This window comes from Pseudomonas siliginis (genome assembly GCF_019145195.1).
GTDB classification, from domain to species: Bacteria; Pseudomonadota; Gammaproteobacteria; order Pseudomonadales; family Pseudomonadaceae; genus Aquipseudomonas; species Aquipseudomonas siliginis.
The window spans coordinates 51695-67590 of record NZ_JAHSTW010000010.1; the positions used below are offsets into that span (position 1 = coordinate 51695).

Sequence of the window (15896 nt, forward strand, 5' to 3'; positions counted from 1 at the left end):
CTTAGTTCACCCAGACGCGCGCATTACGGAACATGCGCATCCACGGCGCGTCTTCGTTCCAGTCTTCCGAACGCCACGAGTTCTGCACCGCACGGAACACACGCTCCGGGTGCGGCATCATGATCGTCACGCGACCGTCACGGCTGGTCAGACCGGTGATCCCGCGCGGCGAGCCGTTCGGGTTGGCCGGGTAGGCTTCGGTGACCTTGCCGTGGTTGTCGACAAAACGCATCGCCACGCAACCGGACAGATCGGCTTCCAGCAGTGCTTCTTCGCTGGCGAACTCGGCATGCCCTTCACCGTGGGCGATGGCGATCGGCATGCGCGAACCGGCCATGCCCTGCAGGAAGATCGAGTTCGATTCCTGGATCTGCACCATCGCCACCCGCGCTTCGAACTGCTCGGAGCGGTTGCGCACGAAGTGCGGCCAGAACTCGCTGCCCGGGATCAGCTCGTGCAGGTTGGACATCATCTGGCAACCGTTGCACACGCCCAGCGTGAAGCTGTCGTTACGCTCGAAGAAGCCCTGGAACGCATCGCGGGCGCGGCTGTTGAACAGCGCCGACTTGGCCCAGCCTTCACCGGCGCCGAGCACGTCGCCGTAGGAGAAACCGCCGCAGGCCACCAGGCCCTTGAACTCGTTGAGGTCGACACGACCGGCGAGGATATCGCTCATGTGCACGTCAATCGCGCTGAAACCGGCGCGGTCGAACGCGGCGGCCATTTCCACCTGACCGTTGACGCCCTGCTCACGCAGCACGGCAACCTGTGGGCGGATGCCTTTCTTGATGTAAGGCGCGGCGATGTCCTGATTGACGTCGTAGCTGAGCTTGACGCTCAGGCCCGGGTTGTCTTCTTCCAGCAGCGCGTCGAATTCCTGCTCGGCGCAGTCGGCATTGTCGCGCAGACGCTGGATCTGGTAGCTGGTCTCGGCCCACTGACGTTGCAGCAGACGACGCTGGCCTTCGAACACGGTGTCACCGTTGAAGGTGATGTTGATCTGGCCATTGTTGATCGGCTGACCGATCACCGACACGCAGTCGCCCAGACCGGCGGCGCTGAATTGCGCGAGGATGTCCGGGGTGGCGTCCTGGCGAACCTGGATCACTGCGCCGAGTTCTTCGTTGAACAGGATCGCGGCGATTTCCGAAGCGGATTCGGCAACGCTGTCCAGGTTCAGGCTCAGACCGCAGTGGCCGGCGAAGGCCATTTCCACCACGGAGGTCAGCAGACCACCGTCGGAACGGTCGTGGTAGGCCAGCAGGTGACCGTCGGCATTGAGGCCCTGGATCACTGCGAAGAAAGCTTTCAGGTCTTCGGCGTCATCGACGTCCGGCGCATGCTTGCCGAGTTTGCCGTGGACTTGCGCGAGGATCGATGCACCCATGCGGTTCTGGCCGCGACCGAGGTCGATCAGGATCAGGTCGGTGGTGCCCTTGTCCATGCGCAGTTCCGGGGTCAGGGTCTGACGGATGTCAGCCACTGGCGCGAAACCGGTGACGATCAGCGACATCGGCGAAGTGACGGTCTTGTCTTCGCCGTTGTCGTTCCAGCGCGTGGCCATGGACATCGAGTCCTTGCCCACCGGAATGGTGATGCCCAGCTCAGGGCACAGCTCCATGCCGACCGCTTTCACGGTGTCGTACAGACGCGCGTCTTCGCCCGGGTGGCCGGCCGCCGACATCCAGTTCGCCGACAGTTTGATGTCGGAGAGCTTGTTGATGCGCGAGGCGGCAATGTTGGTGATGGTTTCGCCGATGGCCATGCGGCCCGATGCCGGCGCGTCCAGCAGAGCCAGCGGAGTACGCTCGCCCATCGCCATGGCTTCACCGGTGTAGACGTCGAAACTGGTGGCGGTGACGGCAACGTCAGCCACCGGCACTTGCCATGGGCCGACCATCTGGTCACGGGCGACGAGGCCGGTGATGGTGCGGTCGCCGATGGTGATCAAAAAGCTTTTGCTGGCTACGGCCGGGTGATGCAGAACGCGTTCGATGGACTCGCTGATGTCGAGGTTCGACGGATCGAAGTCATCGCCCAGCTCGGCTTCGCGAACCACCGAACGGTGCATGCGCGGCGCCTTGCCCAGCAACACTTCCAGCGGCATGTCCACCGGGTTGTTGCCGAAGTGGCTATCCGTGACAGTAAGCTGCGGTTCGGCAGTGGCTTCCCCGACCACGGCAAACGGGCAGCGCTCGCGTTCGCAGATCGCCTGGAAGCGCTCGAAATCTTCCGGGCCGACCGCCAGCACGTAACGTTCCTGGGATTCGTTCGACCAGATTTCGTGCGGGGCCATGCCCGGCTCGTCATTCGGGATGTTGCGCAGTTCGAAACGGCCACCGCGGTCGCCGTCGTTGACCAGTTCCGGGAAGGCGTTGGACAGACCGCCCGCGCCGACGTCGTGGATGAAGCTGATCGGGTTCTTGTCGCCCAGCTGCCAGCAACGGTCGATAACTTCCTGGCAACGACGCTCCATTTCAGGGTTTTCACGCTGCACGGAAGCAAAATCCAGATCCGCCGAGCTGGTGCCGGTGGCCATCGACGAAGCCGCGCCGCCACCGAGACCGATCAACATCGCCGGGCCGCCGAGCACGATCAGCTTGGAGCCGACGACGATCTCGCCTTTCTTGACGTGCTCTTCACGGATGTTGCCCATGCCGCCAGCGAGCATGATCGGCTTGTGGTAACCGCGCACTTCGTCGCCGTGCGGGGTGGTGATCGACTGCTCGAAGGTACGGAAGTAGCCGGTCAGCGCCGGACGGCCGAATTCGTTGTTGAACGCAGCGCCGCCGAGCGGGCCTTCGATCATGATGTCCAGCGCGGTGACGATGCGCTCAGGCTTGCCGTACGGCACTTCCCACGGCTGTTCGAAGCCCGGGATCTGCAAGTTCGATACGGTGAAACCGGTGAGGCCGGCCTTGGGCTTGGCGCCACGACCGGTTGCACCTTCGTCACGGATCTCGCCACCGGAACCGGTGGATGCGCCCGGGAACGGCGCAATCGCGGTCGGGTGGTTATGGGTTTCAACCTTCATTAGGATGTGCACCGGCTCCTGCACCGCGCCGTACTGGCGGGTTTCAGGATTCGGGAAGAAGCGGCCGGCGACGTTGCCGACGATCACCGAAGCGTTGTCCTTGTAAGCGGACAGCACGCCTTCGCTGTGCATCTGATAGGTGTTCTTGATCATGCCGAACAGGCTTTTTTCCTGGCTCTGGCCGTCAATGTCCCAACTGGCGTTGAAGATCTTGTGGCGGCAGTGCTCGGAGTTGGCCTGGGCGAACATCATCAATTCGATGTCGTGCGGGTTGCGCTGCAGACCGTTGAAGGCGTTGACCAGATAGTCGATCTCGTCTTCGGCCAGGGCCAGACCCAGCTCGGTGTTGGCCTTTTCCAGCGCGGCGCGGCCGCCACCGAGGATGTCGATGGCGGTCAGCGGCTTCGGCTCGGCATGGCTGAACAGACCGGCGGCCTGCTCGAGGTTGGCCAGCACGATCTGGGTCATGCGGTCATGCAGCGCGTCCGAAATCAGCTGGGCTTCGGCTTCGCTGAACTGCCCTGCAACATAGAATGCGATACCGCGTTCCAGGCGCTGGATCTTGCTCAGGCCGCAGTTGCGGGCGATGTCGCTGGCCTTGCTCGACCACGGCGAAATGGTGCCGAAACGCGGCAACACCAGAAACAGACGACCGGTCGGCTCTTGAACCGGAACACTTGGGCCGTACTTCAGAAGGCGCGCTAGCACCTGCTGTTCGTCGCCGGTCAGGACGCCGGTGACTTCGGCGAAGTGAGCGAATTCAGCATACAGGCCACTGACAGCTGGAACCTTCTGGCTCAGTTGCTCAAGGAGTTTGCTGTGGCGAAAGGCAGAAAGGGCAGGAGCGCCGCGCAGGATCAACATCTTCGGGACAGCCTCGGGAAGGGGTGTGCTTTGAGGCCGTGCATTCTAGCCTAAACCGACCTCAACATCACCCGAAACGCTACGCACGGTTGCACTCGGGTAGCAATCTGTGTTTCTGCCTTCTGGGTCAGGTAAATCGAGCGTTTCAGCATGGCTTATTTTTACTGTAACAAAATGCCCTGAAGGCCCGTATTCAAGGGATTTCGTTCGATTTTGTGATCGCTAGCAGACTAGTCCTACGCTGTCGAGATATGGCGCCCGTGGCCGTTTGCGTATACTGCGCAGATGTTTTTCCCAACGGCTTTGCGTCCGCGATACGCCAAATGGCTGATCGCAACCGGACTCTTCCTGATGCTCGGTGGCTGTGTTGATAAACCCAACACACTCGAGCGCGTAAAGGAGGACGGTGTGCTGCGCGTGGTTACCCGCAACAGCCCCGCCACCTACTTTCAGGATCGCAGCGGTGAAACCGGCTTCGAATACGAGCTGGTGAAGCGCTTTGCCGACGATTTGGGCGTCGAATTGAAGATCGAGACCGCCGACAATCTCGATGACCTGTTCAACCAGGTCGGCAAGCCGAACGGCCCGGTACTCGCGGCCGCCGGTCTGGTCAGCAGCGATGAACGCAAGAAGCAGGTGCGGTTCTCCCACTCCTACCTCGAAGTCACCCCGCAGATCATCTACCGCAACGGCCAGTCGCGCCCCACCGATCCGGCGGATCTGGTCGGCAAGAAGATCACCGTGCTCAAGGGCAGCACCCACGCCGAGCAACTGGCCGCGCTGAAACAGAAATATCCCGGCATCGAATATGAAGAATCCGACGCGGTTGAAGTGGTCGATCTGCTGCGCATGGTCGATGAAGGCCAGATTGACCTGACCCTGGTCGACTCCAACGAAGTGGCGATGAATCAGGTGTACTTCACCAACATCCGCGTGGCCTTCGACCTCGGCGACGCGCGCAGCCAGAGCTGGGCAGTGGGCCCGGGCGAAGACAACAGCCTGCTCAATGAAATCAATGCGTACCTGGACAAGGTGCAGAAGAACGGCACCCTGCAACGCCTGAAGGACCGCTACTACGGCCACGTTGATGTCCTCGGCTACATGGGCGCCACCACCTTCGCCCAGCACTTGCAGCAGCGCCTGCCGAAATACGAACAGCACTTCAAGAATTACGCGAAGAAAGAGAAAGTCGACTGGCGCCTGCTGGCCGCCATCGGTTATCAGGAATCCCTGTGGCAGCCGACGGTGACCTCGAAAACCGGCGTACGAGGCTTGATGATGTTGACCCAGAACACCGCGCAGGCGATGGGCGTGTCGAACCGCCTCGATCCCAAGCAGAGCATCATGGGCGGTGCCAAGTACCTGGCTTATATGAAGGATCAGCTAGACGATTCGATCCAGGAACCGGATCGCACCTGGTTCGCCCTGGCGGCGTACAACGTCGGCAGTGGCCATCTGGATGACGCGCGCAAACTGGCGGCGAAGGAAGGCTTGAATCCGGACAAGTGGCTGGACGTGAAAAAGATCCTGCCGCGCCTCTCGCAGAAGCAGTGGTACAGCAAGACCCGCTACGGTTACGCCCGCGGTGGCGAACCGGTGCACTTCGTGGCGAACATCCGTCGCTACTACGACATCCTGACCTGGGTGACCCAGCCGCAGCTTGAGGGCGATCAGGTGGCCGAAGGCAACCTGCATGTGCCGGCGATCGACAAGTCGAAACCGGCGCAAGAACCCGCCCCGCTCTAACCCACACCTCGCTCCCACAGGAGTTTTGTGTAGCTGCTCAGGATTTGGCAGCAGCCAGAATCAGCGCTTTCATTTCCGATACGGCGGACTTGAAGCCCACGAACAACGCATGCGCCACCAGCGCATGGCCTATGTTCAGTTCGTTGATGCCTTTGATCGCCGCCACGGCCTCGACGTTGTGGTAATGCAGGCCATGCCCGGCATTGACGATCAGGCCCTGCGCCAGTCCAAACGCCACGCCATCAGCGACGCGTTTGAGCTCTTCTGCCACTTCAGTCGGGGTTTCGGCATCGGCGTAGCGCCCGGTGTGCAGCTCGATAGCCGGCGCACCGACGCGCTTGGAGGCGGCGATCTGGCGCTCGTCAGCATCGATGAACAGCGACACTTCGCTGCCGATCTTCGACAAGCGCTCGACCGCAGCCCTGATGCGCTCCTCCTGCCCCGCTACATCCAGACCGCCTTCGGTGGTCAGCTCCTGACGGGTTTCCGGGACCAGGCAGATGTGCGCCGGGCGAATGCGCTCGGCGAATACCATCATTTCTTCGGTGACGCCCATTTCGAAGTTCATGCGGGTTTGCAGCACATCCTTGAGCAGCAACACGTCGCGCTCCTGGATGTGCCGGCGGTCTTCGCGCAGGTGCACGGTGATGCCATCGGCGCCCGCCTCTTCCGCATCCAGCGCCGCTTTGACCGGATCCGGGTAGCGCGTGCCACGGGCCTGACGCAGGGTGGCGACGTGGTCGATGTTCACGCCGAGAAGAATGCGATTGCTGCTGGTCACGGATGCGCTCCTGAATTGAGAGGTTCGGCGCACAGCATATCAGGGCTTGCGAAACAGCTCGCGACTGACAAGCGGACGCCCGCCCAAATGCACCGCCAGGGCCTGGCGCATCAGACGCTTGGCCGCCGACAGCGCACCGGGCGCCGACCAGTCGGCTTCGGCCATGGCCAGCAGCTCGGTACCGTTGAACAGGCCTGGCTGCAGCAGATACACCCTTTCGAGACCGGCATCGACTTGCAGGCGATAGAGACCGTCAGGCGCGACCGGCTCGCCGTGCATATCGGTGTTCATTGAGAAGCCGTAGCCGAGATCATCCAGCAAACGCCATTCGAAGGAGCGCAACAATGGCTCCAGTGGTCGACCTTCGGCCAGCGCCAGCAAGGTCGCGGCGTAATGATCGAACACTGCCGGATGCGGATCTTCGGCCGGCAACAGGCGAATCAACAGCTCGTTGAGATAGAGGCCGCTAAACAGCGCTTCGCCATTGAGCCACGCCGAGGTGCCGGAGCTCTCCATACGCCCGACATTCTTCAGCTCGCCCTTGCCACGGAACTCGACCTCCAGCGCCACGAACGGCCGCGCCAGCGTCCCGGCCTTGCCCCGCGCACTGCGCAACACCGCCCGCAGCCGACCCTGCGGCGTAAGGAAATCGACCAATGCGCTGGTTTCGCGATAGGCACGCGAATGCAGGACGTAGGCGGGTTGGGCGGGAGGCGGGTTTTGCGACATTGAGTTCTCGATGAAGAAACGCGGTTTTACATACAACCCAAAACCACTGTGGGAGCGAGCCTGCTCGCGAAAGCGGAGTGACAGTCAACATCAATGCTGAATGTTACATCCTCTTCGCGAGCAGGCTCGCTCCCACAGTGAGTAGCGGTGTTTTCGAGATCGCTACTTACAGATCGCCATAACCCAGCGAACGCAGCGCGCGCTCGTCATCGGACCAGCCGCCCTTCACCTTGACCCACAGGTTGAGCATGATCTTGGAGTCGAACAGCAGCTCCATGTCCTTGCGCGCTTCGGTGCCGATGCGTTTGATGCGCTCGCCCTTGTCGCCAATGATGATTTTCTTCTGGCCGTCACGCTCGACGAGAATCAGCGCGTGGATGTGCAGGGTCTTGCCCTGCTGCTTGAACTCTTCGATTTCGACGGTGATCTGGTACGGCAGCTCGGCGCCCATCTGGCGCATGATTTTCTCGCGCACCAGTTCGGCGGCAAGGAAACGGCTGCTGCGGTCGGTGATCTGGTCTTCCGGGAAGAAGTGATCATTCTCCGGCAGGTGATCGGCGATGACCTTTTCCAGCGCTTCGAGGTTGTGCCCGTGCTGCGCGGAAATCGGGATGATCTGCGCGTTCGGCAGCTGTTCCTGCAACCAGCTCAGGTGCGGCATCAGCTCGGCCTTGTCCTCGATGCGATCAGTCTTGTTCAGCGCGACGATCAGCGGGCCGGTCACGTATTGCACACGCTCGAGCACCATCTGGTCTTCGTCGGTCCACTTGGTGCGGTCGACGACGAAGATCACCACGTCAACGTCTTTCAACGCCGCCGAAGCGGTTTTGTTCATGTAACGGTTCAGGGCCTTTTCGCCACCCTTGTGCATGCCCGGAGTGTCGACGTAGATCGCCTGGACGTCGCCCTCGGTCTTGATCCCGAGCATGTTGTGGCGGGTAGTCTGCGGCTTGCGCGAGGTGATCGCGAGTTTTTGCCCGAGGATGTGGTTGAGCAACGTCGACTTGCCGACGTTGGGACGGCCGACGATGGCAACGTAGCCACAGCGAGTTGCGTTTGTATCAGTCATTGCCATTCTCCACGCCTAGGGCAATCAGTGCTGCGGCGGCCGCTACCTGTTCGGCAATACGACGGCTCACACCCTGACCTCGGCTTTTTTCATTCAGTAAGACCACTTCGCATTCGACGAAGAAGGTTCGGCAGTGCGGTTCGCCCTGGATATCCACCACTTCGTAGCGTGGCAGTTCGCAACCGCGCGATTGCAGGTGTTCCTGCAAGCGGGTTTTCGGATCCTTGTTGGTGTCGACCAGCGTCAGGCCTTCGAATTCGCCGGCCAGCCACGCCAGTACGCGCTCGCGGGCGACGTCCATGCCGGCATCGAGGTAGATCGCGCCAATCAATGCTTCGAGGGCATCGGCCAGAATCGATTCACGGCGGAAACCACCGCTCTTCAGTTCACCCGAACCCAGGCGCAGATAATCACCGAGGTCGAAGCCGCGAGCCAGTACGGCCAGGGTCTCACCTTTTACCAGCCGTGCGCGCAAACGCGACAACTGGCCTTCGCGGGCCAGCGGGAAGCGATCGAACAGCGCCTCGCCAGCGACGAAGTTGAGGATGGCATCACCGAGGAATTCCAGACGCTCGTTGTTGCGCCCGGCAAAACTGCGGTGCGTGAGGGCCAGCAGCATCAGCTCCTGATCCTTGAAGGTGTAACCGAGCTGGCGCTCGAGACGGCTTAGAGAAACGCTCACGGTTTACCCACGCTGAGTTCGTGGCTGGTTTCCACTGCCATCGCCGGGGTACGGCGCAGGCCTGGGACAATTAACGCTGTGTTCAAAAAATAGATCCTGGCGATTGCGAAGCCGATTGTGCCGGCTCCAGAAATGCATTCGGCGCTGTGGTCAACAGCGCCGTGTTTGATTACTTGATCAGGCCGACCCGCGAGAAATTCGGCAGGTGGCTGAGTTTCGGCTCTGGCCAGCTCATCCAGACCGCGAAGGCCTTGCCGACAATATTCTTGTCGGGAACCATGCCCAGCAGATCCTTGGGAATGTTCGGATCATCCCAGTAGCGGCTGTCGTTCGAATTGTCGCGGTTGTCGCCCATCATGAAGTAGTGCCCGGCAGGCACTGTCCACGAACGATCCGGAGTGGCGCGGTAGCGGCTCATTTCCTTGCGGATCAGGTGCTCGGCTGTGCCGAGTTTTTCCTGATAGAGCTCCGCGCTGCCCAGCGAACCTGCTTCGGCGCCGGCCATCTTCTCGGCGATCGACTCACCGTTGACGAACAGACGCTTGTCGGCGGTGTAACGCACCGTGTCACCCGGCAGGCCCACCACACGCTTGATGTAGTTGACGTTCGGGTCGCTCGGGTAGCGGAACACCATCACATCGCCGCGCTGCGGGTCACCGACTTCGATGATCTTCTTGTCGATCACCGGCAGACGGATGCCGTAGGAAAACTTGTTCACCAGAATGAAGTCGCCGACGTCCAGGGTCGGTTTCATCGAGCCGGACGGAATCTGGAACGGCTCCACCAGGAACGAACGCAGCACCAGCACGATGAACAGCACCGGAAAGAACGACTTGCCGTATTCAACCAGCAGCGGCTCTTTGTTCAGCTTCTCGACCACCACAGGCTCGGGTTGGCTGACACTGCCTTGATAAGAGGCAATGGCAGCCCGCCGACGCGGTGCCAGGAACAGCAGATCAATCAACGCCAACAGGCCGCAGACGAACACGGCGATGACCAGCAACAGCGGGAAATTTAGCGACATAGGACCTGATTATTCCAACCTGAGCACGGCGAGGAAGGCTTCCTGTGGAATTTCCACGTTGCCGACCTGTTTCATGCGTTTCTTACCGGCCTTCTGCTTCTCGAGCAGCTTCTTCTTACGACTGACGTCACCGCCGTAGCATTTGGCCAATACGTTCTTTCTGAGCGCCTTGACGGTTGTCCGCGCCACGATCTGACCACCGATGGCGGCCTGAATCGCCACGTCGAACATCTGACGAGGAATCAGTTCTTTCATCTTCTCGGTCAACTGGCGACCTTTGAAGTGCGAATTGTCACGGTGCACGATCAATGCCAGGGCATCGACCTTGTCGCCGTTGATCAGCACGTCCAGTTTCACCAGATTAGCCGATTGGTAACGATCGAAATGGTAGTCCAGCGAAGCATAGCCGCGGCTGGTGGATTTGAGACGGTCGAAGAAGTCCAGGACCACTTCGTTCATTGGCAGGTCGTAGGTGACTTGCACCTGATTGCCGAGGAACAGCATGTCGACCTGAACGCCGCGTTTCTCGATGCACAGGGTGATGACGTTGCCCAAATGTTCCTGCGGCACGAGGATATTGGCGCGCACGATTGGCTCGCGCATGTCCTCGATCGCCGACACGTCCGGAAGCTTCGACGGGTTGTCGACGTAAATCGTTTCACCGGTTTTCAGCACCAGCTCGAAAATTACGGTCGGCGCGGTGGTGATCAGGTCCAGGTCGTATTCGCGCTCGAGGCGCTCCTGGATGATTTCCATGTGCAGCATGCCGAGGAAGCCGCAACGGAAGCCGAAGCCCAGGGCGTCGGAGCTTTCCGGGGTGTACTGCAGCGACGAGTCGTTCAGGGTCAGCTTCTGCAGCGCTTCGCGGAAATCCTCGAAGTCGTCGGAACTGACCGGGAACAGACCGGCGTAAACCTGTGGCTGAATGCGTTTGAAGCCCGGCAGCACCGGAACGTCCGGCGTGGAGCTCAGGGTCAGGGTGTCACCGACCGGCGCACCGTGAATGTCCTTGATGCTGGCGATGATGAAGCCCACTTCGCCGGCCTTCAGATCAACGGTGGCGGTGTGTTTCGGGTTGAACACGCCGACGCTGTCGACCAGGTGCACCTTGCCGGTGGACTTGACCAGAATCTTGTCGCCCTTCTTCACACGGCCGTGGCGCACACGTACCAGGGAAACAACGCCCAGGTAGTTGTCGAACCAGGAGTCGATGATCAACGCTTGCAGCGGATCTTCGATGTTGCCGGTCGGCGCAGGAATGGTGTGCACCAGACGCTCGAGCACTTCGTCGACACCCAGGCCGGTCTTGGCGCTGCAGGTGACGGCGTCGGTGGCGTCGATGCCGATGATCTTCTCGATCTCGTCCTTGACGCGATCCGGCTCGGCCTGTGGCAGGTCGATCTTGTTCAGGACCGGCATGACCTCCAGGCCCTGCTCGATGGCGGTGTAGCAGTTGGCCACGGACTGGGCTTCTACGCCCTGCCCCGCATCGACCACCAGCAAGGCGCCTTCGCACGCCGCCAGGGAACGGCTGACTTCATAGGTGAAGTCGACGTGGCCCGGGGTGTCAATGAAGTTCAGCTGATAGGTGATGCCGTCTTTGGCTTTGTAATAGAGGGTAACGCTGTGGGCCTTGATGGTGATCCCGCGTTCACGCTCAAGATCCATGGAATCCAGTACCTGGGCTTCCATTTCACGCTCGGCCAGGCCGCCGCACATCTGGATGAAACGGTCAGCCAGCGTCGACTTGCCATGGTCAATGTGGGCGATGATGGAGAAATTGCGGATATGACTCAAATCACTCACGGATCAACACTCAAAAAGGCTGCAGGCTTGGCCCGCCGAAAAATAGCCGGGAATTGTACCTGATACACGGCGCAAGCGTCACGTTCGCCTGTCACCCGGATCGCATGCAAAAACACCCCGGTCTGGCGACCGAGGCGTTTTCAGGGTTCAAGCGCTGAATGAAAGCTTGTTCATCAGCCCGCGCGTCTGAGCAGCCAGACGCCTGCCAGCGCACACACGCCGGCCGGCACCAGCACCGCAAACAGCGGCGAGAAACCGAACACCAGACTCGATGGCCCCAGCAGATCCTGGACGATGCGGAAGGTGAAGCCCACCAGCACACCGGTGAAGACCCGCTGACCAAGGGTCACCGAACGCAGCGGGCCAAAGATGAACGAGATCGCCATCAGCACCAGCGCGGCGGTCACCAGCGGCTGCAACACCTTGACCCAAAATGCCAGCCAGTAACGGCCGTTGCTCAGGCCTTGCTCGGCCAAATAGTGGATGTAGCCCCACAGACCGCTGATCGACAGCGATTCCGGCGCCATGACCACGGTGCTGAGCAGCTGCGGGCTCAACGCCACATCCCACTCCTCGCTCGGGGCATTGACGACCTCGGTGCTGCGCTCATGGAACAGCGTGGTGGCAACGTCGGTGAGCTGCCACTTGCTGCCGTCGAACTCGGCCTTTTTGGCGAAGCTGGAGCTGAGCAGATGGCGCTCCTTGTCGAAGTGATAACGCGTCACGCCGTACAACAGACCGTTCGGTTGAACCGCGTTGATGTGGATGAATTCTTCACCCTGACGGTGCCACATACCGTGCTTGGCGCTTTGCGCATCGCCGCTGCCCTGGGCCAGCGAGCGATTGGCCTGGGCCATGCTTTCGGTGGCCGGGGCGACGTATTCGCCAATCAGCACGCCGGCGAGCATCAGCACCAGCATCGGCTTCATGACGGCCCAGACGATACGGCCGATCGATACGCCAGCAGCGCGCATGACCGTCAGCTCACTGCTGCTGGCCAGACTGCCGAGACCGATCAGGCAGCCGATCAATGCCGCCATCGGCAGCATTTCATAGAGCCGGCGCGGTGCGGTCAGCAAGACAAAGCTCAGAACATCGACCAGGGTGTAGGTATCGCTGACGTCGCCCATTTCATCGATGAAGGCAAACAGCGTCGCCAGGCCGAGGATGATCGCCAGCACGGCGATGATCGCCATGAATACGCTGCTGCCGATGTAGCGGTCGAGTTTAACCACGGGCCACCTCCAGCGCGGCGCTGCGACGGCTGGCCAGCTTCAGGCGCAGCGGCTCCCAATAAAGCAGGCCGAGGCCGATCACCAGGAAGATCGCGTGCACCCACCACAGGCCGAGGGCCGGCGGGATCTTGCCTTTTTCAAGGGCGCCGCGAGCGGCAATCAGGATGGTCAGGTAAGCCATATAAAGAAGAATCGCCGGCAGCAGCTTGAGAAAACGCCCCTGACGCGGATTCACCCGCGACAGCGGCACCGCCATCAGGGTCACGATGAACACCAGCAACGGCAGCGACATACGCCATTGCAGTTCGGTTTTCGAACGGATGTCGTCGCTGCCCCACAGGGACGACGTCGGCATCGCGTCACGGTCGGTGACTTCTTCGCTGACGTCCGGCTTGGGCAGCAGCACGCCGTAGGTTTCGTAATGAATGGCGCGGTAATCGGCCTGCCCGGGGCTGCCGTCATAGCGGTAACCGTTATCGAGGATCAGGTAGCGATTGCCATCGGGGCGGATTTCCTGACGGCCCGACTCGGCCACCAGCACGGAAATCCCGCGGTCCTTTTTATCGGCGCCGAGGTTCTTCTGCGAGATGAACACACTGCCGAGATTGACGCGGTCGTCGCTCAGGGTTTCGGTGTAAGTCACCCGAGTACCGTCACGCAAGGCCTGGAAGCGTCCCGGTTCGAGGGTATCGAACTCGGTCAGCGCGTCCTGCTTGTTCAGCAGCAGCTGAAACTGGTTGGCGCCCTGCGGAGCCAGGCCGAGGCTCAGCCACGCCACCACCAGTGCCACCAGCGTTGCCGGAAACAGGGTCATGCGAAACAGCTTTTGCTGGCTCATGCCGGTGGCCGAGAGCACGGTCATTTCGCTTTCGAGGTACAGGCGACCGTAGGCCAGCAGGATCCCGAGGAACAGGCCCAGCGGCAGAATCAGTTGCAGGAAACCCGGCAGACGAAAGCCCATGATCAGGAACAGCGAGCCCGGATCGAGCTGACCGGCCGCAGCCTGCGCCAGGTATTTGATGAAGCGACCGCTCATGATGATGACCAGCAGCACGGCACTTACGGCGCTGAGGGTCAACAGGACTTCGCGGGACAGATAACGGAAGACGATCAAACCAGACACTCCAGGGTTGTCAGGCTAAGGCGGCCAAACAAGCAAACACATCGACCGGCCCGCCATGCAGAGCGGTCGAAAAAAGATGCGGCATTATCCTGTGATTGGGTGCGCCTGTCACTGCGCACACTCATCCATCGCTGTAATCCTTTGCTGAGGGTTGTCAGGCGCGGGGAGCGAGGTTCAAACTGCGGCCCTTGTCGCAGGCTTTGGCCTGCGCCTCTTCTATCTATAAGCAGGCGACTGCGGACAGCGTCGAACGCCTGCGTGTTGACCATTCATTCAGGGATCCGGACATGGAACTGGTTGTAAAAAGCGTTAGCCCAGAAACGTTAAAAACCGCCACCCTGGTGGTTGCCGTCGGCGAAGGCCGCAAACTCGGTGTCGCCGCCAGACTGGTTGACGAGTCGAGCGGTGGCGCGATCAGCGCCGTGCTCAAGCGTGGCGACCTGGCCGGCAAGGTCGGTCAGAGCCTGCTGCTGCACAGCCTGCCGAACCTGAAAGCCGAGCGCGTGTTGCTGGTCGGCGTGGGCAAGGACGAAGAACTGGGCGACCGTCCGTTCCGCAAAATCGTTGCCGGCATCCTCAACACCCTCAAAGGCCTGGGCGGCGGTGATGCCGTGCTGGCGCTGGATGAAGTCATCGTCAAAGGTCGCGACAGCTACGGCAAGACTCGCCTGCTGGCAGAAACCCTGGTCGACGGCGGCTACACCTTCGACCAGTTCAAGAGCCAGAAAGCCGAACCGCGCGCCCTGAAGAAAATCACTCTGCTGACCATCAAGGCTGCGCAAGCCGAAGTGCAGCGCGCCGTGAATCACGCCACCGCGATTGCCAATGGCATGGCCTTCACCCGCGATCTGGGCAACCTGCCACCGAACATCTGCCACCCGACCTTCATGGGCGAACAGGCCAAGAACCTGGGCAAAGAGTTCAAGGATCTGAAAGTCGAAGTACTCGACGAGAAGAAGATCAAATCCCTCGGCATGGGCTCGTTCTACGCCGTGGGCCAGGGCAGCGCCCAGCCGCCGCGCCTGATCGTCATGCAATACAACGGCGGCAAGAAATCCGAGAAGCCATACGCGCTGGTCGGCAAGGGCATCACCTTCGACACCGGCGGCATCAGCCTGAAGCCGGGCGCCGGCATGGACGAGATGAAATACGACATGGGCGGCGCTGCCTCCGTGTTCGGGACCTTGCGCGCAGTGCTTGAGCTGAAACTGCCGATCAATCTGGTGTGCATCCTCGCCTGCGCCGAAAACATGCCGAGCGGCAATGCTTCGCGGCCGGGCGATATCGTCACCACCATGAGCGGCCAGACCGTGGAAATCCTCAACACCGACGCTGAAGGCCGTCTGGTGCTGTGCGATGCACTGACCTACGCCGAGCGCTTCAAGCCACAAGCGGTGATCGACATCGCCACCCTGACCGGTGCTTGCGTAGTTGCCTTGGGCGCACACACGTCCGGCCTGCTGGGCAACAACGACGAACTGATCGACCAGTTGCTCAGCGCCGGCAAGGCTGCCGATGACCGCGCCTGGCAACTGCCGCTGTTCGATGAGTATCAAGAGCAGCTGGACAGCCCGTTCGCCGACATCGCCAACATTGGCGGGCCGAAGGCCGGCACCATCACTGCCGCCTGCTTCCTGTCGCGCTTCACCAAGAACCTCAACTGGGCGCACCTGGACATCGCCGGCACGGCATGGACCAGCGGCGGCAAGGACAAGGGCGCCACTGGCCGTCCGGTTCCGCTGCTGACCCAGTACCTGCTCGATCGCGCCAAAGCCTGACACCGCTGATGGGCGGCGGCGTCAC

General features: G+C 61.1%; 11 protein-coding genes. 2 read left to right on the forward strand and 9 right to left on the reverse strand.

Going from position 1 to position 15896, the window contains the following annotated elements; genetic code table 11:
* Window position 1 precedes the first annotated feature (1 nt).
* Entirely contained in the window at window positions 2-3898 is a 3897-nt protein-coding gene (gene purL / locus KVG87_RS19785) for a phosphoribosylformylglycinamidine synthase (protein ID WP_217852206.1), read from the reverse strand.
* Between the two features lie 285 nt (window positions 3899-4183).
* On the opposite strand from purL, the gene mltF reads away from it, so the two are divergent.
* The gene (gene mltF, locus KVG87_RS19790; RefSeq protein WP_081932530.1) at window positions 4184-5644 is read left to right on the forward strand and encodes a membrane-bound lytic murein transglycosylase MltF; all 1461 of its coding nucleotides are present in this window, start codon (window positions 4184-4186) and stop codon (window positions 5642-5644) included.
* A 37-nt stretch (window positions 5645-5681) separates the two neighbouring features.
* Here the strand turns inward: mltF and pdxJ are convergent, their stop codons facing one another.
* The 8 genes from pdxJ to lptF all read right to left on the reverse strand — a co-directional run bounded on the left by pdxJ (window position 5682) and on the right by lptF (window position 14084).
* Window positions 5682-6425, reverse strand: coding sequence for a pyridoxine 5'-phosphate synthase (pdxJ, locus tag KVG87_RS19795; RefSeq protein ID WP_073473628.1), 744 nt, complete (start codon window positions 6423-6425; stop codon window positions 5682-5684).
* Window positions 6426-6464: 39 nt separating this feature from the next.
* Window positions 6465-7154 carry a DNA repair protein RecO gene (gene recO, locus KVG87_RS19800; protein ID WP_016771561.1) on the reverse strand — a complete coding sequence of 230 codons (690 nt, stop codon included), beginning with the start codon at window positions 7152-7154 and terminating at the stop codon, window positions 6465-6467.
* Window positions 7155-7320: 166 nt separating this feature from the next.
* Window positions 7321-8223, reverse strand: a complete 903-nt coding sequence (gene era, locus KVG87_RS19805) for a GTPase Era (RefSeq protein ID WP_016771562.1) — start codon at window positions 8221-8223, stop codon at window positions 7321-7323.
* Window positions 8216-8905: a ribonuclease III gene (rnc, locus tag KVG87_RS19810; RefSeq protein WP_024011703.1), complete on the reverse strand. Its 690-nt coding sequence runs from the start codon at window positions 8903-8905 to the stop codon at window positions 8216-8218. Before rnc ends, era begins: the two co-directional genes overlap by 8 nt.
* A 169-nt stretch (window positions 8906-9074) precedes the next feature.
* Window positions 9075-9929 carry a signal peptidase I gene (gene lepB / locus KVG87_RS19815; RefSeq protein ID WP_217852208.1) on the reverse strand — a complete coding sequence of 285 codons (855 nt, stop codon included), beginning with the start codon at window positions 9927-9929 and terminating at the stop codon, window positions 9075-9077.
* 9 nt (window positions 9930-9938) lie between these two features.
* Window positions 9939-11735, reverse strand: coding sequence for a translation elongation factor 4 (gene lepA, locus KVG87_RS19820; protein WP_016771564.1), 1797 nt, complete (start codon window positions 11733-11735; stop codon window positions 9939-9941).
* A gap of 173 nt (window positions 11736-11908) precedes the next feature.
* Window positions 11909-12970, reverse strand: coding sequence for an LPS export ABC transporter permease LptG (lptG, locus tag KVG87_RS19825; RefSeq protein WP_122601897.1), 1062 nt, complete (start codon window positions 12968-12970; stop codon window positions 11909-11911).
* Window positions 12963-14084, reverse strand: a complete 1122-nt coding sequence (gene lptF / locus KVG87_RS19830; protein WP_016771566.1) for an LPS export ABC transporter permease LptF — start codon at window positions 14082-14084, stop codon at window positions 12963-12965. Before lptF ends, lptG begins: the two co-directional genes overlap by 8 nt.
* 296 nt (window positions 14085-14380) lie before the next feature.
* Here lptF and KVG87_RS19835 point away from each other — a divergent pair, with 296 nt between their 5' ends.
* Window positions 14381-15871 (forward strand): leucyl aminopeptidase, encoded by a 1491-nt coding sequence (locus tag KVG87_RS19835; protein ID WP_039759172.1) that lies wholly within the window; start codon window positions 14381-14383, stop codon window positions 15869-15871.
* Window positions 15872-15896 lie beyond the last annotated feature (25 nt).